General features: G+C 64.9%; 20 protein-coding genes. 12 read left to right on the forward strand and 8 right to left on the reverse strand.

The window, feature by feature from the left end; genetic code table 11:
* Positions 1 to 23 precede the first annotated feature (23 nt).
* Both LDZ27_RS22245 and LDZ27_RS22250 read left to right on the forward strand, forming a co-directional pair.
* Positions 24 to 905 carry an NAD(P)H-binding protein gene (locus LDZ27_RS22245; RefSeq protein WP_244817954.1) on the forward strand — a complete coding sequence of 294 codons (882 nt, stop codon included), beginning with the start codon at positions 24 to 26 and terminating at the stop codon, positions 903 to 905.
* Positions 906 to 1013: 108 nt separating this feature from the next.
* Positions 1014 to 2192 (forward strand): major royal jelly family protein, encoded by a 1179-nt coding sequence (locus LDZ27_RS22250; RefSeq protein WP_244817955.1) that lies wholly within the window; start codon positions 1014 to 1016, stop codon positions 2190 to 2192.
* 9 nt (positions 2193 to 2201) lie between these two features.
* Here the strand turns inward: LDZ27_RS22250 and LDZ27_RS22255 are convergent, their stop codons facing one another.
* Genes LDZ27_RS22255 through LDZ27_RS22275 form a run of 5 tightly spaced genes read right to left on the reverse strand, consistent with a single transcriptional unit; the run spans position 2202 to position 7500 of the window.
* Positions 2202 to 3677, reverse strand: coding sequence for an efflux transporter outer membrane subunit (locus LDZ27_RS22255; RefSeq protein ID WP_244817956.1), 1476 nt, complete (start codon positions 3675 to 3677; stop codon positions 2202 to 2204).
* Positions 3678 to 3691: 14 nt separating this feature from the next.
* Positions 3692 to 4666, reverse strand: coding sequence for an HlyD family secretion protein (locus LDZ27_RS22260; RefSeq protein ID WP_244817957.1), 975 nt, complete (start codon positions 4664 to 4666; stop codon positions 3692 to 3694).
* Positions 4663 to 4872, reverse strand: coding sequence for a DUF1656 domain-containing protein (locus tag LDZ27_RS22265; RefSeq protein ID WP_244817958.1), 210 nt, complete (start codon positions 4870 to 4872; stop codon positions 4663 to 4665). Before LDZ27_RS22265 ends, LDZ27_RS22260 begins: the two co-directional genes overlap by 4 nt.
* 34 nt (positions 4873 to 4906) lie before the next feature.
* Entirely contained in the window at positions 4907 to 7024 is a 2118-nt protein-coding gene (locus tag LDZ27_RS22270; protein ID WP_244817959.1) for an FUSC family protein, read from the reverse strand.
* A complete protein-coding gene (locus tag LDZ27_RS22275; RefSeq protein ID WP_244817960.1) occupies positions 7021 to 7500 on the reverse strand; it encodes a MarR family winged helix-turn-helix transcriptional regulator in 480 nt (159 codons plus the stop codon). Before LDZ27_RS22275 ends, LDZ27_RS22270 begins: the two co-directional genes overlap by 4 nt.
* A gap of 498 nt (positions 7501 to 7998) precedes the next feature.
* On the opposite strand from LDZ27_RS22275, the gene ampC reads away from it, so the two are divergent.
* Positions 7999 to 9171: a class C beta-lactamase gene (ampC, locus tag LDZ27_RS22285; RefSeq protein ID WP_244817961.1), complete on the forward strand. Its 1173-nt coding sequence runs from the start codon at positions 7999 to 8001 to the stop codon at positions 9169 to 9171.
* Here the strand turns inward: ampC and LDZ27_RS22290 are convergent.
* Entirely contained in the window at positions 9168 to 10124 is a 957-nt protein-coding gene (locus LDZ27_RS22290; RefSeq protein WP_244817962.1) for a LysR substrate-binding domain-containing protein, read from the reverse strand. The two genes, ampC and LDZ27_RS22290, sit on opposite strands and share 4 nt — an antisense overlap.
* Before the next feature lie 116 nt (positions 10125 to 10240).
* On the opposite strand from LDZ27_RS22290, the gene LDZ27_RS22295 reads away from it, so the two are divergent.
* Genes LDZ27_RS22295 through araH form a run of 5 tightly spaced genes read left to right on the forward strand, consistent with a single transcriptional unit; the run spans position 10241 to position 16598 of the window.
* Positions 10241 to 11974, forward strand: a complete 1734-nt coding sequence (locus LDZ27_RS22295; protein ID WP_244817963.1) for an IlvD/Edd family dehydratase — start codon at positions 10241 to 10243, stop codon at positions 11972 to 11974.
* A gap of 27 nt (positions 11975 to 12001) precedes the next feature.
* Positions 12002 to 12940 (forward strand): Gfo/Idh/MocA family protein, encoded by a 939-nt coding sequence (locus tag LDZ27_RS22300; protein WP_244817964.1) that lies wholly within the window; start codon positions 12002 to 12004, stop codon positions 12938 to 12940.
* A gap of 56 nt (positions 12941 to 12996) precedes the next feature.
* A complete protein-coding gene (locus LDZ27_RS22305) occupies positions 12997 to 14001 on the forward strand; it encodes an arabinose ABC transporter substrate-binding protein (protein WP_244817965.1) in 1005 nt (334 codons plus the stop codon).
* 6 nt (positions 14002 to 14007) lie between these two features.
* Positions 14008 to 15543, forward strand: a complete 1536-nt coding sequence (gene araG / locus LDZ27_RS22310; RefSeq protein ID WP_244817966.1) for an L-arabinose ABC transporter ATP-binding protein AraG — start codon at positions 14008 to 14010, stop codon at positions 15541 to 15543.
* 44 nt (positions 15544 to 15587) lie between these two features.
* Positions 15588 to 16598 carry an L-arabinose ABC transporter permease AraH gene (araH, locus tag LDZ27_RS22315; RefSeq protein WP_244817967.1) on the forward strand — a complete coding sequence of 337 codons (1011 nt, stop codon included), beginning with the start codon at positions 15588 to 15590 and terminating at the stop codon, positions 16596 to 16598.
* A gap of 332 nt (positions 16599 to 16930) precedes the next feature.
* On the opposite strand, the gene LDZ27_RS22320 is transcribed toward araH, so the two are convergent.
* Positions 16931 to 17884 (reverse strand): IS5 family transposase, encoded by a 954-nt coding sequence (locus LDZ27_RS22320; protein WP_244816423.1) that lies wholly within the window; start codon positions 17882 to 17884, stop codon positions 16931 to 16933.
* A gap of 198 nt (positions 17885 to 18082) precedes the next feature.
* Between LDZ27_RS22320 and LDZ27_RS22325 the strand changes: the two genes are divergently transcribed.
* Genes LDZ27_RS22325 through LDZ27_RS22340 form a run of 4 tightly spaced genes read left to right on the forward strand, consistent with a single transcriptional unit; the run spans position 18083 to position 22435 of the window.
* Positions 18083 to 18775: a DUF3348 domain-containing protein gene (locus LDZ27_RS22325; protein ID WP_244817968.1), complete on the forward strand. Its 693-nt coding sequence runs from the start codon at positions 18083 to 18085 to the stop codon at positions 18773 to 18775.
* 9 nt (positions 18776 to 18784) lie between these two features.
* Positions 18785 to 21217, forward strand: a complete 2433-nt coding sequence (locus LDZ27_RS22330) for a DUF802 domain-containing protein (RefSeq protein WP_244817969.1) — start codon at positions 18785 to 18787, stop codon at positions 21215 to 21217.
* The gene (locus LDZ27_RS22335; protein WP_244817970.1) at positions 21214 to 21861 is read left to right on the forward strand and encodes an OmpA family protein; all 648 of its coding nucleotides are present in this window, start codon (positions 21214 to 21216) and stop codon (positions 21859 to 21861) included. Before LDZ27_RS22330 ends, LDZ27_RS22335 begins: the two co-directional genes overlap by 4 nt.
* Entirely contained in the window at positions 21854 to 22435 is a 582-nt protein-coding gene (locus tag LDZ27_RS22340; protein WP_244817971.1) for a DUF2894 domain-containing protein, read from the forward strand. Before LDZ27_RS22335 ends, LDZ27_RS22340 begins: the two co-directional genes overlap by 8 nt.
* On the opposite strand, the gene LDZ27_RS22345 is transcribed toward LDZ27_RS22340, so the two are convergent.
* Complete coding sequence (locus LDZ27_RS22345; protein WP_244817972.1) at positions 22432 to 23430, reverse strand: transketolase family protein; 999 nt, start codon at positions 23428 to 23430, stop codon at positions 22432 to 22434. The two genes, LDZ27_RS22340 and LDZ27_RS22345, sit on opposite strands and share 4 nt — an antisense overlap.
* Positions 23431 to 23433 lie beyond the last annotated feature (3 nt).

Genomic DNA, 23433 nt, shown 5'->3' on the forward strand with positions numbered 1-23433 from the left:
GATACGCAAAGGGAGCATCGAACATGTACGCCATTACGGGAATCAGCGGGCAAGTCGGCGGCGCGCTCGCGCACGCATTGCTGGAAAGAGGCCGGCCGCTTCGCGCGATCGTTCGCGACGCGAAGAAAGGCGAGCCGTGGGCCGCGCGCGGCTGCGAAGTCGCGCAAGCGCGTATGACGGACGCCGATGCGCTCGCGCGCGCATTCGAAGGCGCGCAAGGCGTATTCCTTCTTCTGCCTCCGGTGTTCGATCCGATGCCCGGCTTTCCCGAGGCACGCGAAGCCATCGGTGCCATCGTCGCTGCGCTCGCACGCGCCAGGCCGCGCAAGATCGTGTGCCTTTCGACCATCGGCGCGCAGGCGAGCGAAACCAATCTTCTGACGCAGCACACGCTGCTTCAGCGCGCGCTCGGCGATCAGCCGATGCCGGTCACGTTTCTGCGCCCCGGCTGGTTCATGGAAAACTGCGCGTGGGACGTGCGATCCGCGCGCGAAGAAGGCGTGATCCATTCGTTTCTCCAGCCGCTCGATCGCGCGATTCCGATGGTCGCGACCGAGGACGTCGGCAGAACGGCTGCGAAGCTGCTCGATGACGACGACCATGACGACGAGCGGCACGGCGCGCGCGTCGTCGAACTCGAAGGACCGCGGCGCGTCAGCCCGAACGACATCGCCGCGACGTTCGCCTCCGTGCTCGGCAAGCCGGTGGGCGCACAAGCGGTGCCGCGCGAGAACTGGCGCGCGCTGTTCGACGCGCAGGGCATGCTAAACCCGGAGCCGCGCATCCGCATGCTCGACGGCTTCAACGAAGGATGGATCCGCTTCGAAGGCCGCGACGCGGATATCGTGAAGGGCGAAGTCGCGCTGGCGTCGGTCATTCGCAGGCTCGTCGCCCGAGGTGAATGAGCGTCTCGCCTTGACATGCCGTGGTCGCGTTACCTAGCATCGTTGAACCAAACGTTGATTAATCACTTACGGAACGACAGGCGCAACGTGGACACCCGAGGAAACGCGATGAAACACGGCATCGAGCGCCAGCGTATGCGGCGGCACGTTCTTGCATCGATGGGCGCGGGATGGCTCGGCGCGATGGGCTTTCCCATGTCGGCCGGCGCCGCGACGCAGCATGAGCCGCGGCTCGAAACCGTCGCGGCCTTCGACGACGACTTCCGGCTCGTCGGCATCGGCGTGTCGCGGCAAGGGCGCGTCTTCGCGACGGCGCCTGCGTCGGTGAAGCGCTCGCGCTACAGCATGGTCGAAGTTGACACGAAGACGCACGCGCTTGCGCCGTTTCCCGACGAAAGCTGGAACGTCTATAAGCCCGACGAGGACGGCGCGCGCCAATGGATCTCGGTGCAGGCGCTCTGGGTCGATGAGCGCGATCATCTCTGGGCGCTGGATTCGTCGCTCGCGTCCGTCGATCAGACGCGCCAGCCGCCGAAGCTCATCGAGTTCGATCTGGCTACGCGCGAGATCGTGCGCCAGTTCGATTACGGCGACATCGTCACGCCGAAGGATTCGCTCAACGATATCCGCGTCGACCTGAAACACGGTTACGTGTACATCAGCAATGCGGGGAATCAGGGCGGCGTCGTGGTGACGAACCTGCAAAGCGGGCAGTCGCGGCTCGTGCTGGCGGGCGACCGGTCGAGCGTCGCGGACCCGGAGCAGCATCTGATGTTCGGCGATCGCATCGCACGCAAGCTCGATGGCGGCGTGCTCGTGCTGCAAACGGATGGCATCGCGCTGTCGCCGGATCGCGAATGGCTCTACTACCGGCCCCTGACGGACCATCACTATTGGCGCGTGCCGACGGCCGCGCTGATCGACGCCACGCTGAGCGTGGACGAGTTATCGAAGCGCGTGCAATTTCTCGGCGATGGCGCGGAAACCGGCGGCCTCATCATGAGCGCGGCGGGCGTGCTGTATGGCGGCGATCTGGAAAACCGCACGGTGGTTGCGTTCGACATCGTGGAGCGCGACGGCAAGCCGGCAATCGTGCAGAAGACGTTCGTCGGCAAGCATCCGCAGCTTTCATGGGCGGACGGCTTCGCGATTTCAAGCGGGTATCTGTATATCGCGGATTCGCACCTGCACGAACTCAATTTCTCGAACGGATATCCGCGCGAAGGAAAGCTCGCGATCTTCCGCGTGCGCTTGCCGAAGCAGCCCGCGCATGGCTTGGCGGGCTGACGGTGGCATTTACTTGCCGCTTGGGTTGGTCGCGTTGGTCGCGTTCGTTGCGTCTTGCGCGTCGTCGCGTTCCCAGCCGCCGCCGAGCGCGAGGAACAGATTTACCTGATCGATCGCGACTTGTCCCTGCGCCGCCGCCACTTGCGCGGCGACGCTCGTGAGCGTGCGCGTGGCGTCGAGATCGGCCAAGAAGGATTCGCGCCCGGCCGAATAGAGCCGATGCGTTTCGTCCGCCGATTGCGCCGCCGACCGGTACGCCGTCTGCAGCGTGCCGGCGCGCGTGCTGTCCGACGCGTAGGTCGCGAGATTGCTCTCCGTTTCGCGCAACGCGTTGAGCACCACGCCGTCGAAGTGAGCGAGCGCGCCGCCCGATGCCGCTTCCGCCTGCCGCACGCGCGCGCGCTGGCCGTTGATCGGAAAGCTCCAGTTGATGAGCGGCCCGAACGCCCAGCGGTTCGTCGTCGCGCCGAAGAGATCCTCGGCGACGCCCACCGATCCCACCGACGCCCCGAAGCTCACCGACGGATACAGCGCCGCCGTCGCCACGCCGATGCGCGCGGTCGATGCCGCGAGTTGCCGCTCGGCCTGACGCACATCGGGACGGCGCTTGAGCAGCGCCGCGCCGTCGCCGACGGGAATCGGCTGGCGCAGCGTCGGCACCTTGCTGCACGAAAGCGCGGCGGGCGGCAGCGCGGACGGCGCGCGCGCGAGCAGCATCGCGAGCCGATACTGCGCCACGCGGCGGCGCGCGACGAAGCGCGGAATATCGGCGGCGAGCGTTTCGGATTGCGTCTGCCCGCGCGTGACTTCGGACTGGTTGCCGCGGCCCGCTTCGCGCAGACGCTGCGTGAGGCTCACGCGTTGCCGCTGAAGCGCGAGCGACTTGCGCGCGATATTCAGCTCTTCCGTCGCCGAACAGGATTCGACATACGCGCGCACGACATCCGCCACGACCGTGATGCGCGCGAGATCGGCGGCGGCTTCGACCGCTTCGTCGTCCGCTTGCGCGGCTTCGATGCCGCGCTTGAGCTTGCCGAAGAGATCGAATTCATACGACACGCTCAGTTCGAGCGCGCCTTCGTTCACCACCGGCAGTTTCTCCGTCAATAGATACTGCTCCGCCGATTCCTGCGCGCGCTGGAACGCAACCGAGCTTCGGCTGGAGAAGCCGCCTTGCCGGTTCGCAAACTCGACTTCGGCGCGCGAGCGGGCGAGATTGGCCGCGGCCACGCGAATGTCCGCGTTCGAAATCAGCGCTTCGCTCACGAGTGCGTCGAGCGCGGGATCGTCGTAGAGACGCCACCATTTCGACGGCGCCGTGCCGCGCGCGACGGGCGCTTCGTCCACGCCGTCGATGGGCGCGTTCGCGAACGGCGCGTTGGCCACGGCGCCTTCCGGCAGCTTGTAGTCCGGCCCGACGGTCATGCAGCCGCCGAGCGCGAGCATCGACGCAAGCAGAGTCAGGCGAAGGCGTTGCGTCTTCATGCGCGCGATGCTTCTCATTGCGATGCGCCCGAAGCCGGCGCGACGTGCGCGGGAACCGCCGATGCCGGCGCGGTCGCCGATGCGGGCACGCCGCCCGATGCGTTGCGTCGTCCGATCGTCGGCCCTGTGCCGCGCACGGACACCGTCGCGGTGCGGCCCGCGATCATGCGGAAATCGGCGGGAATCTCGTCGAGCGCGACGCGCACCGGAATGCGCTGCGCGAGACGCACCCAGCTGAACGCGGGATTCACGTTCGGCAGGAGGCTCGCGCTCTGCTGGCGGTCGCGGTCCTCGATGGCCGCGACGATGCTCTGAACATGCCCGCGCAACAGATTCGGCTCGCCCATCACCTTGATATCGACGCTCTGGCCGATGTCGATGCCATGCAGCTTCGTCTCCTCGAAGTAGCCGTCGACGCGAAACGAGTTCATGTCCACCACCGACAACACCGCGCGTCCCGCCGGCACGAATTCGCCGACGCGCGGCGCGCGATCGTTCAGATAGCCGTCGACCGGACTCACGATTTCCGTGCGCTGCAGATTGAGCCGCGCGGTGTCGATGGCGACTTCCGCATCGGCGAGCGCGGCCGTCGCCTGTTCGACGCGCGAATGCGTTTCCTCGACCACTTCGCGCGCGACCAAATTGCCGAGCGAGCGATTGCGCGCGTCTTCGCGGCGCGCCTGATCGAGCGTCGCGCGGCGCTGCTGCGCGGCGGCTTGCGCGTTGCGCAGCGCGAGCGTGTAGCGCGCCTGATCGATGATGAACAGCACGTCGCCGCGCTTCACCTGCTGGTTGTCCGCCACGCGCACGTCGGTGATGAGCCCGGAGACATCGGGCGCGACCTGAATGACATCGGCGCGGACGTGGCCGTCGCGCGTCCACGGCGCGAACATGTAGTAATCGATCAGCTTCCACAGCACGACGGCTGCAATCGCGACGACGATGAGCGTAAGCAGAATCTGCCCGATGGAGAACCAGGTTTTTTTCACGTTATGAGCCGATGCGAAACAACGACGACAAGCCCCAGCACCACAATGTAGATGCCGAGATCGAAAACGGAGCGGTGCCACACGAAGCGGTAAAAGCCCACGCGCGCAAGCACGCTGCGGATCGCCAGATTCAGCAGATAGGCGATGAACATGAGCACGAGCACGGCCGGCACGAAGACGCCGAGAATGTCGATTTCGCCGATCATGCGAGCGGGTCCGGTAAGGAAGAGGGTTTGAGCATCACGCGGGTTCTTTCCGTGGCGCGTCGCCGCCGCGCGCATCGGGTTCTTGCGCCTCTTTCGCGGGCGGATGCAGCGAGAGGCGCACGCCGATGAGCGCGTGCAGCGTGTCGCGCAACAACCGTTCCCCCGGCAGCGTCGCCTGCGGATGCCTTTGCGCTTCGGCGATCGTATGCGCGGCGACTTGCGCGACCGCGCGGTCGATGCTGTGCACGAGCGCGGAAGGCACGGGCTGACGCTCGCGCCGGTCGATGCATTGCTGGAAATAGCCGCCGACGCCCGCGAGCACGTCGTCGATGGATGTCTGGACGTCGGCGGCGAGCTTGCGGCGCGCGCGCCGCAGATCGAGCGAATTCAGCGCGACGCGAAAATCGCGGAAACTTTCGATGGAAGGATGCCGGTGCGAATCCGTCGCCGCGTGCCGCGGCAGGAGCTGCATCAGCCGGTCGAGCATGCGCGAGTACAGATTGCGCTGATCTTCGAGCGTGGCCGTGGACGAACACGAAACGATATCGCGCCACGCCGAGCGCGTGAGACGCGCCACGGCCATCTCCGCACCGAACGGGCGCGTGACGCGCGTCCACACGAACGCGAAGAGCAGGCCCGCCACGCCCGCGAGATTGCTGTTGAGAAACACGAAGAAGTCCGCTTCGTAGGCGCTCTGAATGCTGATGAACGTGGCCGTGTTCACCGCGACGAGCATCGTGACGAGCGTGAAGCGCGGCTGCGGAATCAGCGTGCCGATGACGAGAAACGGCCCCGCGAAGATGATGACGAGCATCGGAAAGTCATGGACGTGCGGCAGCACGGCGAACACGTAGAGACCCGCCAGCACGACGCTCATGCACGTCGCGAGGAAGAACTTGAACACTTGCGGCGCGGGTTCGTCGAGCGAGGCGAAAAAGCAGCACGCGACGGCGGCGAGCGCCACCGCGCCGGCGCCATCGGCCCAGCCGGATTCGATCCACAACGCGCACGCGACGATGATCGCGCTCACCGCGACGCCCGTCGAAAAGAGCATCATGCCGCGGTCGAAGAAACGCTCGGTGCCGCCGAGCCGCCAGTGGCGAAAGTGCGGGCGCCAGTCGTGTTCGTCGTGCAGAAGCGCGGCGCGCAGCGCGCGAATGTCCTGCCAGACGTCGATGACTTGCGACAGACGCCATAGCGCGCTCGACAGCAGCGCGCCGTCTTCGCTCGCGAGCGCCTGCGCCGAGGGCCGCATCGCCGCGATGCGCGCGCGAAACGCGTCAGGCTCGCGTTCGGACTCGCGCGCGTCGTGCGCTTGCGGCGCGGGCAGCGCGACCCACTTCGCGACATCCGCGAGCAGCGCTTCGAGTCCTTCGGGATGCGTGCCGCGCTTCTCGATCAGCTCGACGAGCGGATCGGCGAGCGACGAAATCAGCGGCAGGAAAATCTGCATGCGGCCCTGCAACGCGCGCGCGCGGCGCACGATGTCGGGGCGCGCGTGATCGTAAGTGAGCTGGCTCACGAGCATTTCGAGGCCGTTGACCGTGGCCGCGAGACGCTGGCGCGCCGCCGAAATCGACGCGCCCGCGAGCCGTCCGGAGAGCGCTTCGCTCGCGTAGAACGCGGCGTCGCGAAACCACGCGTCCGTGCGCTCGACGAGCGTGGGCGCGAGACGGCTCGGCAGCACCACTGATCCGACGATGCTCGCGACCACGATGCCGAGCAGAATTTCCTCGGTGCGCGAAATAGCGAGATCGAAGACGACCGTGGGATTGGTCACGGCGGGCAGCGCGATGAGCGGCAGCGTATAGCCCGCGAGCAGAAAGACGTAGCTGCGCGCGGTGCGGTCGAACATCGAGAGGAAGAGCAGCGTGCCCGTCCATAACGCGACGATCACACTGAAGAGAAACGGCGACTCGACGAAGGGCGGCACGATGACGACCGCGCCCGCCGCGCCGATCGCGGTCCCGAGCGCGCGATACAGCGCCTTCGAACGCGTCGCGCCGACGAACGGATTGGAGACGATGTAGACCGTGGCCATCGCCCAATACGGACGCGGCAGTTCGAGCGCGAGCGCGAGGTAGAGCGCGATCATCGCGGCGGCGAAGGTCTTGCCGGAAAAAAGCCACTCGCGTGCGGACGGGAAACTCATGGCGTCTGTGCCCGGCCCCTGTTCCTGGCGTTCGGCGGCGACGCATCGAGCGACGCATTGAACACGTTCAGCACGCGCAGCGTGGTTTCGAGATCCTGGCGGCTCACGTCCTTGAGCACGGACGCGCGCAGCGACATGAGCCGCTCTTCCATGTGCGTGGTGACGGCGCGGCCCTCGTCCGTCAGCGTGATGGTTTTGGCGCGCTTGTCCTCGGGATCTTCGTCGCGGCGAACGAGTCCTGCCGCGCACAACTGATCGAGCAATCGGACGAGCGACGGCCCTTCGATGCCGACATGCTCCGCGAGCGTGACTTGCCGCACCGCCTCGCCGAGCCGGTTCGCCGTGAGCAGCGGCATGGCGCATGCCTCGGATACGCCATAGGACGCGAGCACGCCGTGGGTCGTGCGGCGCCAGCGGCGCGCTGCCAGCACGAGCGTGCTGCTGACCGAGCGGCGCAGGAGATCGATGGAAGTCATGGGGCGGGATTATAGCGGCAGTTCCATTCGTTAGCGTGCTAAGCATCGACGCGCCAGATGGCCCGCGAGCCTTGTCACGTGGCGTTGCCGGCGCTGCCGGCGGTCACGCGCACGGCGAAAACGTCGTGCTATCTTCTGTGCTTCTTCATCGAGCAGGCGCGCCATGCCGATCGCCTATCTGCGAGGCTTGACCTCCCCGAGCCGCACGAAATGCGCCAACCGGCGGCTCGGCTGTGCGCGCGGCTTTCTCGCGGTCGGCCGGTACACGTTGCATAGGTCGGGCCTCGTCTCGTCGATCGCGGACAATGTCGTGCTGGGCAGCGTGCGCGCTCGTGCTGCTGCTGTTTTCATCGGCGCCGCTGATGGTCGATCTTTCGGCTCGCCGCAAGCGCATTGCCAGGCGAGCGCCGCGAACTCGGCGTTTATGATGCGCACGCGAAGCGTGCATCGCCTCGCCTCCGCGCATTCGCGTTTGCGCGCATAACAAGGACTCGAATAATGAAGCTCATCACGCTGCTCATTGCGGCGGTTATCTCTGCCTGTCCGCTATCCCTCTTCAGTCAGACGAAGCTCGCTCGCGACGACATCGCGCGAATCGTCGATCGAAGCATCGAGCCGCTGATGGCGCGCGAAGGCATTGCGGGCATGGCGGTCGGCGTTATCGTCGGGGGCGAGCCGTATGTCTTCGACTATGGCGTGGCGTCGAAGGAAAGCGGCAAGCCCGTCACGCGCGACACGCTTTTCGAACTCGGCTCGGTCAGCAAGACGTTCACGGCGACGCTTTCAGCGTATGCGCAAGAAGAGGGGCGTCTTTCGCTCGCCGATTCCGTGAGCCGGCATCTTCCCGAATTGCGCGGCACCGCGTTCGGCGACGACGTGACGCTTCTCGAACTCGGCACGCACACGCCGGGCGGATTGCCGCTGCAAGTTCCCGACGACATTCACGACAACGCGCAACTGATGCAGTACTTCAAGACATGGCAGCCGCGTTATGCGCCCGGCACGCATCGCACGTATGCGAATCCCGGCATCGGCATGCTCGGCGTCATCGCCGCGAAAAGCATGGGACGCGGCTTCGACGGGCTCATGCAGGAGCGCCTGTTTCCCGCGCTGGGTCTAACGAACAGTTATGTCCAGGTGCCGGCCGCGCGCACGAAAGACTATGCGCAAGGCTATACGAAGGACGGCGCGCCGATCCGGATGAAGCCGGGCGTGCTGTCGTCCGAGGCGTATGGCGTGAGAGCCACGGCAGCGGACATGACGCGCTTCGTGCAGATCAACATGAACGAGGGCGCGCATGTGGACGCCACGCTGCAACGCGCGGTCATCGCCACGCATACGGGTTACTTCGCGACGGGACCGATGACGCAGGACCTCATCTGGGAGCAATACGCGTGGCCCGCGCCGTTGCAGTCATTGCTCGACGGCAACGCGCCGCCGATGATCCTCGACGCGAATCCCGTCACGCGCATGAATCCGCCGCAAGCGCCGCGCGATGACGTGTGGATCAACAAGACAGGATCGACGAACGGCTTCGGCGCGTATGTGGCTTTCGTCCCGGCGAAGCATGCGGGCATCGTGATGCTCGCCAACAAGAACTACCCGAATGCGGAGCGCGTGAAGGCCGCGTTCGCGATCCTGACGGCGCTTACGCGAGAGCCACGCCGCTAGCGCGGCTCGCTTCGATAGACATCGAGCGCCGTTGCGCGCAACGCATCGACCATGACGCTCGTGGCGGGCGTGAAGAGCCGATCCGCGCGCGTGACGATGCCGAAGTCGTCCATCTGGCAATCCATCGGCAAGGGCAGCATCGCGGCGATGCCATGCCGCGCATAGTAGAGCGCGACGTCCTCGGCCAGCACCGCGATCATGTCGCTCTGTTCCAGAAGCCGCGTGATGAAAAGAATCGCCGCGGTCTCCACGACGTTCGACGGCGGCGCGAGGCTCGCGCGCTGAAACATGAGTTCGAAGCGATGCCGCAGCACGCTTCCCGCGGGCGGCACGAGCCACGCATAGGACTGCACGTCCGCGAGCGTGAGCGCCGCGCCTTGCAGCAACGGATGCCCCGAGCGCACGAGCGCGCGCACCGGCTCGCCCGTCAGCGGTTCGTAACGGAGACGCAGCTTGTCGTGTTCCACCGACAGCCTGCCGATGACCACATCGAGCTTTTCTTGCGCGAGGCGTTCGAGCAGCACGTTGCTCGTATCGATTTCGACGGAGATGCGGATATCCGCGTGCATGCGCTTGACCGCCGCGACGGCGGCAGGCAAGAGCCGCACGCCCGGCGACGTGATCGCGCCGAGCGCCACATGCCCGAGCCGGCCCGACCTCAGCGCGACGAGTTCTTCCTGCGCCTGATCGAGCGTGCCGAGCACCGCGCGCGCATGACGCACGATGGCCTCGCCGTACAACGTGGGGCGCATGCCGCGCGGCTCGCGCTCGAAGAGCGTTACGCCGAGCGTCTCTTCGAGTTCGCGCAAGAGCTTCGATGCAGCGGGCTGCGTCATGTGAAGCACGGCCGACGCGCGATGAATGTTGCCTTCTTCCGCGAGCGCGACGACGAGCATCAACTGGCGCGTCTTCAGCCGGTTGCGGATATACCAGGGGCTCGAGTTCAGCAACATCTAGGGTTTGTACGAATGCTGATTTGAATATCGGTGAGGTCCAACAATTCATTAGTAGATTATCACGCGGCCTCATAGACTTCGCCGCAATTGCGTTATGAACCAGGACGAATCACATGTCGGCATCGAAGCCCAAACTGCGCTCTCAACAATGGTTCGGCACCGCCGACAAGAACGGCTTCATGTATCGAAGCTGGATGAAGAATCAGGGCATCCCCGATCACGAATTCGATGGCAGGCCCGTCATCGGCATCTGCAATACGTGGTCGGAACTCACGCCATGCAACGCGCACTTTCGCAAGATCGCGGAGCACGTCAAGCGCGGCGTGTATGAAGCGGGCGGCTTTCCCGTTGAGTTCCCCGTGTTTTCCAATGGCGAATCGAACTTGCGTCCCACCGCGATGCTTACGCGCAATCTCGCGGCGATGGACGTGGAAGAAGCCATTCGCGGCAATCCCATCGATGCGGTCGTGCTGCTCACCGGCTGCGACAAGACGACGCCCGCGCTCCTGATGGGCGCGGCGAGCTGCGACGTGCCGGCCATCGTCGTGACGGGCGGGCCGATGCTCAACGGCAAGCTCAACGGCAAGGACATCGGTTCGGGAACGGCTGTGTGGCAATTGCACGAGTCGTTGAAGGCGGGCGAGATCGACTTGCATCAGTTCCTGTCGGCGGAAGGCGGCATGTCGCGCTCGGCGGGCACATGCAACACGATGGGCACGGCATCGACGATGGCGTGCATGGCCGAAGCGCTCGGCACGTCGCTGCCGCATAACGCGGCGATTCCGGCGGTGGACGCGCGCCGCTACGTGCTCGCGCACATGTCGGGCATCCGCATCGTGGAGATGGCGCTCGAAGGGCTGACGCTCTCGAAGATCCTCACGCGCGAAGCGTTCGAAAACGCGATCCGCACGAACGCGGCCATCGGCGGTTCGACCAACGCGGTCATTCACCTGAAGGCGATTGCCGGGCGTATCGGCGTGCCGCTCGAACTGGAAGACTGGACGCGCATCGGGCGCGATACGCCGACCATCGTCGATCTGATGCCGTCGGGCCGCTTCCTGATGGAAGAGTTTTATTACGCGGGCGGTTTGCCGGCCGTGCTGAGACGCCTGGGAGAAGCGAAGCTCCTGCCGCATCCGGATGCATTGACGGTGAACGGCAAGACGCTCTGGGAGAACGTGAAAAGCGCCCCCAATACGAATGATGAAGTCATTCGCGAACTCAGCAATCCGCTCATCGCGGACGGCGGCATTCGCGTGCTGCGCGGCAATCTCGCGCCCCGCGGCGCGGTGCTCAAGCCCTCGGCGGCGAGTCCCGAGTTGTTGAAGCATCGTGGGCGCGCGGTCGTGTTTGAGAACCTCGAACACTACAAGGAGCGCATCGTCGACGAATCGCTCGATGTCGACAAGGACTGCGTGCTCGTCATGAAGAACTGCGGTCCGAAGGGCTATCCCGGCATGGCGGAAGTCGGCAACATGGGCCTGCCGCCCAAGCTCTTGCGGCAAGGCGTGAAGGACATGGTGCGTATCTCCGATGCACGCATGAGCGGCACCGCGTATGGAACGGTGGTGCTGCACGTCGCGCCCGAAGCGGCGGCGGGCGGGCCGCTCGCGGCCGTGCGCGACGGCGACTTCATCGAACTCGACTGCGATGCGGGCACGCTGCACCTCGACATCAGCGACGAGGAACTCGCGCGCCGCATGAGCGAGCACGCTGCGCCGCGCGTGCATGGCGATGGCGGTTATCAGCGGCTCTACGTCGATCACGTCCTGCAGGCGGACGAGGGCTGCGACCTCGACTTCCTCGTCGGCATGCGCGGTGCGGCCGTGCCGCGTCATTCGCACTGATCCCGGCGACACGGAAAAAGGACTCGCATGACATCGGCTTACACGCTCGCCGTCGTCGGTATCGGCAAGATCGCGCGCGATCAGCATCTGCCCGCGATAGCCGCGCAACCGGGCTTCGAACTCGTCGCGTGCGCGAGCCGCAACGCGAGCGTGGACGGCGTGCGCAACTATCCCGACATCGACGCGCTGCTCGCAGTTGAAACGTCGCTCGATGCCGTATCGCTTTGCGCGCCGCCTCAAGTGCGCTTCGCGCAGGCGCGCGCCGCGCTCGAGGCGGGCAAGCACGTCATGCTCGAAAAGCCGCCCGGCGCGAGCGTGAGCGAGGTCGAAGCGCTTCACGACATCGCGCGTTCGCATGGCGTCACGCTCTATGCAAGCTGGCATTCGCGCGCGGCAAGCGCTGTCGAGCCGGCGCGCGCGTGGCTTGCATCGGCGGAAGCGGGCGCGGTGCGTTCGGTGGAAGTGCGCTGGAAGGAAGACGTGCGGCGCTGGCATCCGGGCCAGCAATGGATCTGGGAGCCGGGCGGACTCGGCGTGTTCGATCCGGGCATCAATGCGCTTTCCATCGTCACGCGCATTCTGCCGCGCGAGATCGCGTTGCGCGCGGCCACGCTCACCATTCCACGCGATACATCGACGCCGATTGCCGCCGAACTCGATTGCGTCGATACGAACGGCGCGCCGGTGCGTGCAATGTTCGACTGGCGTCACGGTCCCGTCGAGGAATGGGATATCGATGTTGACACGGATGCGGGACGCCTCTCGATCCGCGAAGGCGGCAAGCGTTTGTCCATCGCCGGCGAGACGGTGACGCTTGGCGCGGAGCGCGAATATCCCACCTTATACGAGCGCTTTCACGAACTCATTGCACGACGCGAAGGCGATGTGGACGTGCGTCCGCTTCGCCTCGTCGCGGATGCCTTTTTGTTGGGACGACACGTAGAAACCGAGCCCTTCGGCCACTAGAAGCACACGACACACACGACATTCACCACAAGAGCAATACCAAAAGGAGACACGTCATGAACAACCGAATTCGCCGCATGACCTTGCGCGCCATCGCGGCCGCCCTGTGCGTCGCGCCTTTCGCCATGCACGGCGCGGCGCAGGCCGACGAGCCGCTCAAGATCGGCTTTCTCGTGAAGATGCCCGAGCAGGCATGGTTCATCAACGAACAGAAGGCCGCGACCGCGCTCGGCCAGAAAGAGAACTTCACGTCGGTGAACATCGGCACGCCGGATGGCGAGAAAGTGCTCGCCGCGATCGACAACCTCGGCGCACAGGGCGCGCAGGGCTTCGTGATCTGCGCGCCGGACGTGCGCCTCGGACCGGCGATCGCCGCACGCGCGAAGCGCTACAACATGAAGTTCGTTTCGGTCGATGACCAGCTCGTCGATTCGTCGGGCAAGCCGCTTTCGAACGTGCCGCATCTCGGCATGTCGGCGTTCAAGATCGGCAATCAGGTCGGCGACGCCATCGCCGGTGAAATGAAGCGCCGTGGCTGGAAGCCCGAGGAAGTCGGCGCCTTGCGCATCACCGATTACGAATTGCCGACGGCGAAGCTGCGCACCGATGGCGCGACGCAATCGCTGATCGCGAGCGGCTTCAAGAAGGAAAATATCTTCGACGCGCCGCAGAAGACGACCGATGACGAAGGCGGCTTCAACGCGGCATCGCCGGTACTTGCGCAGCATCCGAACATCAAGAAGTGGGTGATCTTCGCGATCAACGAAGAGACCGTGCTCGGCGGCGTGCGCGCGACGGAGCAACTGCATATTGCGTCGGCGGACGTGATCGGCGTCGGCATCAACGGTGCGGGCGAGGCGTTCGCCGAATTCCAGAAGAAGGAGCAGACGGGTTTCTTCGGCACGATTGCGGTGAGTTCGACGAACCACGGCAAGCAGAGTGCGGAGAATCTCGTCGAATGGATTCGCAAGGGCAAGCAGCCGCCCGCCGACACGCAGACCACCGGCAAGCTGATGACGCGTGAGAACTGGAAGTCCGTGCGTACGGAACTCGGTATCTGAACGCGCATGGACACGACGACCGACAGCGTGAGCGGCGCGCACGCGATCGACGAGCGCGCAGCGTACCTCGAACTCGATGACATCACGGTGAGCTTTCCGGGCGTGCGCGCGCTCGACGGCGTGTCGTTGTCGGTGCGCGCGGGCGAAGTGCATGGTCTGATGGGCGAGAACGGCGCGGGCAAGTCGACGTTGCTCAAGGTGCTGTCGGGCGTCAACAGGCCGCAGGCGGGCACGTTGAAGCTCGATGGCGTGGCGCAGCGTTTCACGACGACGCGCGAGGCGATTGCGGCGGGCATCGCGATCATCTATCAGGAACTGCACCTCGTTCCCGAGCTGACGGTTGCCGAGAATCTGATGCTCGGGCGGTTGCCGAATCGCGCGGGCGTGCTCGACGAACGCGCGCTCGTGAAGCGCGCGGTGGCCGAACTGGAACGTTTAGGCGAACGAATCGATCCGCGAACGCCTGTCAAGAACCTGTCCATCGGACAGCGGCAGATGATCGAGATCGGCAAGGCGCTGATGCGCGATGCGCGCGTGATCGCCTTCGACGAACCGACGAGTTCGCTTTCCGCACGCGAAACGAAGCAGCTTTTTCGCATCATCGATGCATTGCGCGCCGATGGCCGCGCGATCATCTACGTCACGCACCGCATGGACGAAGTGTATGAACTGTGCGACCGCGTGACCGTGTTCCGCGATGGCCGGCGCATCGAAACCTTCGACTCGGTCGCGGGGCTTTCGCGCGACCGGCTCATCGGCTGCATGGTCGGGCGCTCGATCGCGGACGTGTACGGCTATCGCCCGCGCGAAGCCGGCGAAGTGATGATCGAAGCGAAAGGCCTGCTCGGTCCCGGACTTTCCGAGCCGGTGTCGTTCAGCGCGCGGCGCGGCGAGATCGTCGGCTTCTTCGGTCTCGTCGGCGCGGGCCGCTCCGAGTTGATGAAGCTGCTATACGGTGCGGCAAAGGCAAGCGCGGGCCACGTCGAGCTGAAGGGCAAGCGCGTGGCGTTCAAAAGCCCGCGCGACGCCGTGCGCGCCGGCATCGCGCTGTGTCCGGAAGACCGCAAGCAGGAAGGCATCGTGGCGATCGCGTCGGTGGCCGATAACCTCAACATCAGCGCACGCCGGCACTTCAGCCCCGCGCGCTTCCTGCTCGATGCACGCCGCGAGCGCGCGCTCGCGCAGGAATACATCGCGAAGCTCGCGATCAAGACGCGCAGCGGCGAAACGGCTATCGGCACGCTCTCGGGCGGCAATCAGCAGAAGGTGATTCTCTCGCGCTGGCTCGCGGAACGCATCGACGTGTTCCTGATGGACGAGCCCACGCGCGGCATCGATGTCGGCGCGCGCGCCGAGATCTATAACCTTCTGTATGAGCTTGCCGAAGCGGGCCGCACGGTGATTCTCGTATCGAGCGATCTCGCCGAAGTCATCGGCGTGTCGGACCGCATCATCGTGATGAAGGAAGGACGCATTGCCGGCGCGCTGCCGAAAGCGCAGGCGTCGCCGGATGAACTGATCAAGCTCGCCTTGCCCCGCTGACTGCAGACGCAACAAGCGGCGGCGCGCGAAAGACGAAACATGTTATGAGCCAAGCCATGCAAACTCCAGGCACTTCCTCAACGAGCGATTCCGGCGCACCGGTCACGCCTTCGCAGGCGCGCGTGTGGGACCTCGTCAACAAGTCGGGCATCGTCGTGGTGTTCCTGGTGCTGTTCGCGGCGCTGTCCGTGAGCGTGCCGGGCTTTCTCACGCCGCGCAACATCCAGGGCCTGCTGCTATCGGTCACGCTGATCGGCTCGATCGCGGTCACGATGATGTTCGTGCTCGCGCTGGGTGAAGTCGATCTGTCGGTCGCGTCCATCGTCGCATTCGCGGGCGTCATGGCATCGACCGTCATTACCGCGACGCATAGCGTGACGCTCGGCATCGCAGCCGGCGTGCTGGCGGGCGGCGCGGTCGGGCTCGTGAACGGCGTGCTGATCGCGCGCTTCAGGATCAACTCGCTGATCGCCACGCTCGCGATGATGGAAGCGGTGCGCGGTCTCGCGTTCCTCACGTCGAACGGCGACGCGGTGATGATCTCGGAGGAGCGCTTCTTCGATCTCGGCGGCGGCTCGTTTCTCGGCATCTCGTATCCGATCTGGAGCAACATCGTCGGCTTCGTCGTGTTCGGCTTCCTGCTGAAGAAGACCGTGTTCGGCAAGAACGTGCTGGCGGTGGGCGGCAATAGCGAGGCAGCGGTGCTGGCGGGCTTGCCGGTCACGCGCATCAAGATCACGGTGTTCGTGCTGCAAGGGCTCGTGACGGGCTTCGCGGGCGTAATGCTCGCATCGCGCATGAGTCTCGGCGATCCGAAAACGTCGGTCGGGCTGGAACTCGGCGTGATCTCCGCGTGCGTGCTGGGCGGCGTCTCGCTGACGGGCGGCGTCGCGACGATATCGGGCGTGCTGGTCGGCGTGCTCATCATGGGCGCGGTGCAGGACGCGATGAGCCTGCTCAACGTGCCGACTTTCTATCAGTACCTGATTCGCGGCGGCATTCTGCTGCTCGCGGTGCTGTTCGACCAGTTCCGCCGCAGCAAGCGTGTGGTGTAGCGAGCGGCCAGGCGCCGGACAAAAAAATGCCCCGCCATGCGGCGGGGCGAAAATCAGTGCTTGACTAGGGCACTGACATGGGTGCTTTAAGACCCAGGCGAAGTCTACGCGCGGTCATTTTGCGGACGAACCAGTTAAGGAGCGTCTGCACAATGCGTTTCGAGGCGCATGCGACAGGCGTGGACGAAGACTCGTTGTAAACAGTATGCGTTGGAGCTCCACTTTCCCTCGCGCAAGCCTGTCGATTGCTGAATTAGGTCACCACGTCGATGCGGTTAAGAGGTTGTGACTTTTAGCAAGGACATGAAGGCCACGTTCATCTGGCGGCCTCTCTACGAGTGGCGTAGCGCGTTGCGCATCATCCATAGATTGCCCAACGCAAACAACGTAGTGATTTGAGCGGTATTCTTCGCCAGCCCCCGGTATCGCGTCTTCGTGTAGCCAAATTGTCGTTTGAGTATTCGGAAAGGATGCTCAACCTTCGCCCGAATACCAGCCTTCAGCCTTTCAATCTTGTCGTATATCGCGTCGACAGGGTCGTCTAGATTCAGTTTCCTGCGCTTGCTGGGCCGCATTGCAACGTGCCATCGGGCCGAACCCGCTTGCTCACGCTTTTCGATGCCCTGGTATGCGGCGTCGGCATAAACACTCGTCTCCTCCCCGTGCAACAACGCATGTGCCACATTGATGTCGTGCACGTTAGCTGCCGTGCCGATGACCGTGTGAACCAAGCCTGATTCTGCGTCCACGCCCACGTGGGCTTTCATGCCGAAGTACCAGTTGCGGCCTTTCTGAGTCGACTGCATCTCGGGATCGCGTGTGCCCGAGCCGTTCTTGGTCGAGCTGGGCGCCGCGACCAACGTGGCATCGACGGCCGATCCCGCCTTGAGCATCAATCCCTTGTCGCGCAATATCTCATTGACCACCGCCAGGATTTGCGCAGCGATCCCATGTGCTTCGAGCAGGTGCCTAAACCGCAGGATGGTCGTTTCATCCGGGAGGCGGGTCATCGCGCCGTCGAGACCCGCGAACTCCCGATACAGCGGCACATCGTAGAGGGCCTCTTCCATCGCTGGATCCGACAGACTAAACCATTGTTGCAGGAAGTGAATATGCAACATCGTCGCGATTGGAAAAGGAGGACGTCCGGCTTTGCCCTTTGGATAGTGCGGCTCGATCAACTCGATCAATCTTGACCATGGCACCACTCGTCTCATCTCGTCCAAAAACTCCCGCTTACGCGTTCGCTTGGTCGAAAGGTTCAAACCGAGATGAAGTTGCGTCATCACAATGCCTCCATGTCTGTAACGTCAATAGTAGCATTCCTAATCGATGCCATGACAGGGTTACGCAGAGTTTCCTTAACTCCGAAAAGCGCCGCGTGCCATCCGCCGGCCGCGGCGCAGTCTGTGACAAAAACGCCGCAAATCTAGGCAGCGGCCCGCCGCCGTGTAAACTAGCGGGTTTTCGCCACCGGTCTCAACGTGCAAGCCCCCAAGCGCACGGCGATCAGCGGCCCGGCGCTCGTCCGCCTGCTGGCGCGCATCGCCGATCTCGATGTTCACGCACCCGCCGCCTCGCTCTCGGACCGGCTGAGCCACTGGCTCGGCTGGACGGACGCGATCGCGCTTTCCACGGCGCTCGCCGGCGATCCGCCCGCCATCCCCGGTGCGCGATCCGCTTCCGGCGGCCCCGAAGAAGCGTGTGCGCGCGTGCGTGCTTCCCTTGTGCGCGCCATCGCCGGGGACAAGCCGGCTCACGCACCGCGCCATCGCGCGCCGGCGCACATGCCGGCTGCGGATCCGCCGACGGACTTCGCGGTGTATCGCCAGCGCTATCTGTCCGTGCAGCAGACGATGGAATCGGACATCGGCGCACTGAGAAGCCGCCTGCGCGCGACGCTCGCGTCGGCATCGGCGCACACCGCGCGTCTCGCTGTCGTCGATGCCGTGATGGAACAGGCGCTCGCCGCGCGCGAGCGCACGCTGCTCGCGCAGGCGCCCGCGCTGCTCGGCAAGCACTTCGAGCGCTTGCGGCGCGCGAACGAATCGTCTTGCGGCGATGCAGCCGCATGGCTTGGTGTGTTCGAAGAGGACATGCGAAGCGTCATGCTCGCCGAACTCGAAGTCCGTTTTCAACCGGTCGAAGCCTTGCTTGCGGCGTGTCAAAGCCGCTAACTGAACGCCATGCCCCGAAATCTCTTGAATGCAGCAGTGTTTGTGGCCGGCCTCCTGGCCGTCTGCGGTATAGCCATTGGTTATATCGGCTCGAATGCGCTCGCGCTCGCCGTCACGCTTCTCATCGGCGCGTGCTATGTGGCGGGCGCGTATGAATTGCAGCGCTATCAGCAGACGACGCATGCGCTCGCGCAAGCCATCGGCCAATTGCAGACGACGCCGAAAAGCCTCGTCACCTGGCTCGAGCAGGTGCCAGCCGCGCTGCGCAATGCGGTGCGGCAGCGCATCGAAGGCGAGCGCGTCGCGTTGCCGCAGCCGGCGCTCGCGCCGTACCTCGTCGGCTTGCTGGTGTTGCTCGGCATGCTCGGCACGCTGCTCGGCATGGTCGCGACGCTGCGAGGCACGGGCGCTGCGCTCGAAAGCTCCACGGATCTCGCCGCGATACGCGCATCGCTCGCCGCGCCGGTGACGGGCCTCGGCTTTGCGTTCGGCACGTCGATCGCGGGCGTCGCGACGTCGGCGATGCTCGGCCTCTTGTCGGCGTTGTGCCGTCGCGAAAGGCTACACGTCGCGCAATCGCTCGACATCAAGGCCGCGACCACGCTGCGGCCTTTCACGCAGACGCATCAACGCGAGGAGACGTTCAGGCTCATGCAGCGCCAGGCCGAAACAATGCCCGCGCTGGTGGACCGCCTCCACGCGATGATGACCGCGATCGAAGCCCAGAGCACTGCGGCAAGCGAGCGGCAACTCGCGAATCAGAGCGCGTTTCATGCGAATACCGAGACCGCGTATCGCCGGCTCGCGACATCGGTGGAGTTGTCGCTGAAGCAGAGCGTCGCCGACAGCGCGCGTGCCGCGAGCGCCGCATTGCAGCCGGTGATGCAGGCCGCGATGGACGGCATCTCGCGCGAGACCAAAGTGCTCCACGGCAGCATCGAACAGGCGGTCGCGCGGCAGCTCGACGGTTTGTCGGGCGGCTTCGCGGCGGCCACCGAAAAAGTCTCGGACATATGGGATCGCTCGCTCGACGCGCATCGCACGTCGAACGAGGCGCTGGTCCAGCAGATGCATGCATCGTTCGCGCGCTTCACGGATGGCTTTGAACAACGTGCAGGCACGCTCGTCGATAACGTGTCGCAGCAGATGAACGGCGTATCGAATGCGTTGAGCGAGTCGCTTCTCAAGCACGAAGAAGCGAGCGCAGCGGTGGTGACGCAAACGGGCGCATCGCTCGCGGGCTTCACGCAAGCCTTCGAACAGTCGTCGTCGAGTCTCGTCGCGGACGTATCGGCGCGCATGAACGGCGTCTCCGACGAGTTGCGGATTTGCGTCGACAAGATCGCGGACAAGCTCGGCGACTCGCTGCACAAACACGAGGAAGCGAGCGCGGCGCTCGTCACCGCGACAATCGCATCGCTCGATGGCTTTGCAGAGCGTATCGAAGCGCGTTCCACGAACCTGCTCGAAGGCGTGGCATCGCGGCTCGAAAGCACATCGGCGAGCCTTGCCGATGCGTGGCGCGGCGCGTTGTCCGAGCAACAGCGCGCAGGCGAGCAGCTTGCCGCGCATCACGGGCGAGCACTGAACGCGGCCACCGAGCGATTGGAACAGCATTCCGTATCACTTCTGCGTTCCGTCGAAGAAGCGCATTCGAAACTTGAAGCGCAGCTTGCATCGCGCAACGACGCGCGGCTCACCGCATGGACCGATGCGCTCGGCGCGATGGCCGCGACATTGCGCGACCAATGGCAGAAAACGAACGCGTTCGTCGAGCGCCGTCAGCAGGACATCTGCGAGACGCTCGCCGGCACCGCGCGCGAGATGACCGAGGCATCGCGCGCGCACGCGCAAAGCGTGATTGCCGAAGTGGAGCGCGTGATGCAGTCCGCCGCAGAAGCGCCGAAGGCCGCCGCCGAAGTCGTCGCCGAAATGCGCCAGAAGCTCTCCGACTCGATGGTCCGCGACACCGCGATGCTCGAAGAGCGCAGCCGTCTGCTGGCCACGCTCGAAACCTTGCTCGATGCCGTCAATCACGCATCGACCGAACAGCGCACGGCGGTAGACGCGCTCGTCGCGACGTCGGCGGACGTGCTCGCGCGCGCCGGCACGCAGTTCACCGACAACGTGCGCGCGGAGAGCGAAAGAATTGGCGCGGTCGCGGCGCAAGTCACGGGCAGCGCGGTCGAAGTGGCGAGCCTCGGCGAAGCGTTCGGCGCGGCGGTTCAGTCGTTCGGTGCATCGAACGAGACGCTCGTCGCTCAACTGCATCGCATCGAAGCGGCGCTCGACAAGACGCTTGCGCGCAGCGACGAACAGCTCGCGTACTACGTCGCGCAGGCGCGTGAAGTGGTGGACCTGAGCGTGATGTCGCAGAAGCAGATCGTCGAGGACTTGCAGCGCATCGCGGCGCAACGTGAGCTCGACGGAGCGCGCGCATGAACGACGAACTCGATGGCGGCATCGAGACCGCCGCGCCCATTTGGGCCGCGTTCGCGGACCTGATGTCGGTGCTGCTCGGCGCGTTCGTGCTGATCCTCGTCGCGGTCATCGGCGTGCAGTTGCAGCTATCGACGAAGCTCGAACAGGCCGTCAAGGAACGTCAGCAGGAAGCAGCGCGGCGCAAGACGCTCGAACAGGCGCTCGCGGGGCCGCTGGCGTCGGGGCGCGTGACGCTCGTGAACGGGCGTATCGGCATCGCGGGCAACGTGCTCTTCGCGCTCAATTCCGATCAACTGCAACCGCAGGGACGCGACGTGCTGAAGAGCCTCGTCGCGCCGCTGTCCGCGTATCTCGGATCGCATGACGAAATCCTGATGATCAGCGGCTTCGCGGACGATCAGCAAGTGCGCGAAGGCAATCGACGGTTCGCGGACAACTGGGAGTTGTCGGCCAAGCGCGCGTTGACGGTCACGCGCGCGCTGATCGATGCGGGCGTCGCGCCTTCTTCGGTGTTCGCGGCGGCATTCGGCTCCCAACAACCCGTCAGTACGAACGCCGACGACGAAGGCCGCGCGAAGAACCGGCGCGTGGAAATATCGGCGGTGCCGCGCCCGACGAATTCGCTGGTGAAGCCTCGTGGCTGACACCATCGACGAAGCCATTGCGAAGCTCGACGCATGGCGCGCGAACGGCGACGACCGCGTGAATGCGGCGCGCTTTCGTATGATGGAAGCGATGGCGCGGCGCGCGTTGGCGCATGAAGGCGAGGCGCGCCGCATCATCGAGGCGAGATTATTAGCGCTGCTGAACGAATTCGAGCGCGATGTGTCCGACGCTCGCGCGATGCCCGCGCAAGATGCCCAGGCGGGGCGTTCCCCGCTGTCAGCCTTGCTCGACGATATGGCCACGCACGCGGCCTCGCATCCTTCTCATGCGCAATTGCTCGACTATTTCCGCGCTGTGTGGTCGAAGGTTAGCGCGGAACGGCAGTTGCGCGAGTCGCTGCAGAAAGTGCCCAGAAACGCGGGGCCACTCAATTCGAGCAGCCTCGTGCACCGTTCGCTTGCGCTGATGCGCGAAGTATCGCCGGGCTATCTGCAGCACTTTCTCGCTTATGTGGATACGCTTTCGTGGCTGGAAGAAGCGACAGGCGCAGCCGCGCCTGTCGTGAAAGAAGCGCCGCGCGGCAAGAAGCCCGCGCGGGGCGGCGCGCGTTAGCCCAGCCAGCCTTTGATAGTGCTCGTCATCACGTTGGTCGAGATGCCGTAGCGGTCGTGCAAGGTCGGCAGCGCGCCCGCATCGAGGAAAGCATCCGGCAAGGCGATCTGCCTGAAGGCCGGCGTCACGCCGGCGCCGAGGAGCGTCGTCGCAACGGCTTCGCCCAATCCGCCGATGACCGTGTGATTTTCCGCCACCACCACCATCCGCCCGGTGCGCCGCCCTTCGCGGATGATCGTCTCCGTATCGAGCGGCTTGATGGTCGGCACATGCAGCACGGCCACGTCGACGTTATCCGCTTTCAACGCTTTCGCGGTTTCCAGTGCGCGCATCGTCAGGATGCCTGATGAAATGATTAGAACATCCGCGCCGTCGCGCAGCAGCTTCGCCTTGCCGAGCTCGAACGTGTAGTCGTATTCGTCGAGGACTGCGGGCACGTTGCCGCGCAGGAGTCGCGCATAGACCGGGCCTTTGTGCGCGGCGATAGCGGGGACCATCTGCTCGATATCGAGCGCATCGCACGGATCGATGACCGTCATGTTCGGCATTGCGCGCATCAGCGCGAGGTCTTCGGCTGCCTGATGGCTCGGGCCGTAGCCCGTCGTGAGGCCGGGCAACGCGGCGACGATCTTCACGTCGAGATTGTCTTCCGCGATCGTCTGATGGATGAAGTCGTAAGCGCGGCGCGTGGCGAAGACCGCATACGTGGTCACGAACGGCTGCGCGCCTTCGTGCGCGAATCCCGCTGCCGCACCCATGAGCAATTGCTCGGCCATGCCCATCTGGTAGTAGCGCTCGGGGAATTCCTTCGCAAAGATATGCAGGTCGGTGTACTTGCCGAGATCGGCGGTCATGCCGATGACGTTGGTCTTCTCACGCGCGAGTTCGACGAGCGCGTGTCCGAACGGCGCGGAGTGCGTAAGCTGGCCTTCGCCGGCAATCGACGCGATCATCGCGGAGGTCTTTAAACGGGGCTTCTTTTCAACGGTGCTCATGAA

Source organism: Caballeronia sp. Lep1P3 (assembly GCF_022879595.1).
In the GTDB taxonomy this organism is placed as follows: domain Bacteria; phylum Pseudomonadota; class Gammaproteobacteria; order Burkholderiales; family Burkholderiaceae; genus Caballeronia.

Bases quoted from the DNA above. Each gene is read 5' to 3' on its own strand.
- LDZ27_RS22270 (WP_244817959.1), bottom strand. From the start codon at position 7,024: ATGAGTTTCCCGTCCGCACGCGAGTGGCTTTTTTCCGGCAAGACCTTC.
- ampC (WP_244817961.1), top strand. From the start codon at position 7,999: ATGAAGCTCATCACGCTGCTCATTGCGGCGGTTATCTCTGCCTGTCCG.
- LDZ27_RS22300 (WP_244817964.1), top strand. From the start codon at position 12,002: ATGACATCGGCTTACACGCTCGCCGTCGTCGGTATCGGCAAGATCGCG.
- LDZ27_RS22345 (WP_244817972.1), bottom strand. From the start codon at position 23,430: ATGAGCACCGTTGAAAAGAAGCCCCGTTTAAAGACCTCCGCGATGATC.
- LDZ27_RS22250 (WP_244817955.1), top strand. From the start codon at position 1,014: ATGAAACACGGCATCGAGCGCCAGCGTATGCGGCGGCACGTTCTTGCA.
- LDZ27_RS22245 (WP_244817954.1), top strand. From the start codon at position 24: ATGTACGCCATTACGGGAATCAGCGGGCAAGTCGGCGGCGCGCTCGCG.
- LDZ27_RS22275 (WP_244817960.1), bottom strand. From the start codon at position 7,500: ATGACTTCCATCGATCTCCTGCGCCGCTCGGTCAGCAGCACGCTCGTG.
- LDZ27_RS22320 (WP_244816423.1), bottom strand. From the start codon at position 17,884: ATGACGCAACTTCATCTCGGTTTGAACCTTTCGACCAAGCGAACGCGT.
- LDZ27_RS22255 (WP_244817956.1), bottom strand. From the start codon at position 3,677: ATGAAGACGCAACGCCTTCGCCTGACTCTGCTTGCGTCGATGCTCGCG.
- araG (WP_244817966.1), top strand. From the start codon at position 14,008: ATGGACACGACGACCGACAGCGTGAGCGGCGCGCACGCGATCGACGAG.
- araH (WP_244817967.1), top strand. From the start codon at position 15,588: ATGAGCCAAGCCATGCAAACTCCAGGCACTTCCTCAACGAGCGATTCC.
- LDZ27_RS22305 (WP_244817965.1), top strand. From the start codon at position 12,997: ATGAACAACCGAATTCGCCGCATGACCTTGCGCGCCATCGCGGCCGCC.
- LDZ27_RS22265 (WP_244817958.1), bottom strand. From the start codon at position 4,872: ATGATCGGCGAAATCGACATTCTCGGCGTCTTCGTGCCGGCCGTGCTC.
- LDZ27_RS22330 (WP_244817969.1), top strand. From the start codon at position 18,785: ATGCCCCGAAATCTCTTGAATGCAGCAGTGTTTGTGGCCGGCCTCCTG.
- LDZ27_RS22290 (WP_244817962.1), bottom strand. From the start codon at position 10,124: ATGTTGCTGAACTCGAGCCCCTGGTATATCCGCAACCGGCTGAAGACG.
- LDZ27_RS22295 (WP_244817963.1), top strand. From the start codon at position 10,241: ATGTCGGCATCGAAGCCCAAACTGCGCTCTCAACAATGGTTCGGCACC.
- LDZ27_RS22335 (WP_244817970.1), top strand. From the start codon at position 21,214: ATGAACGACGAACTCGATGGCGGCATCGAGACCGCCGCGCCCATTTGG.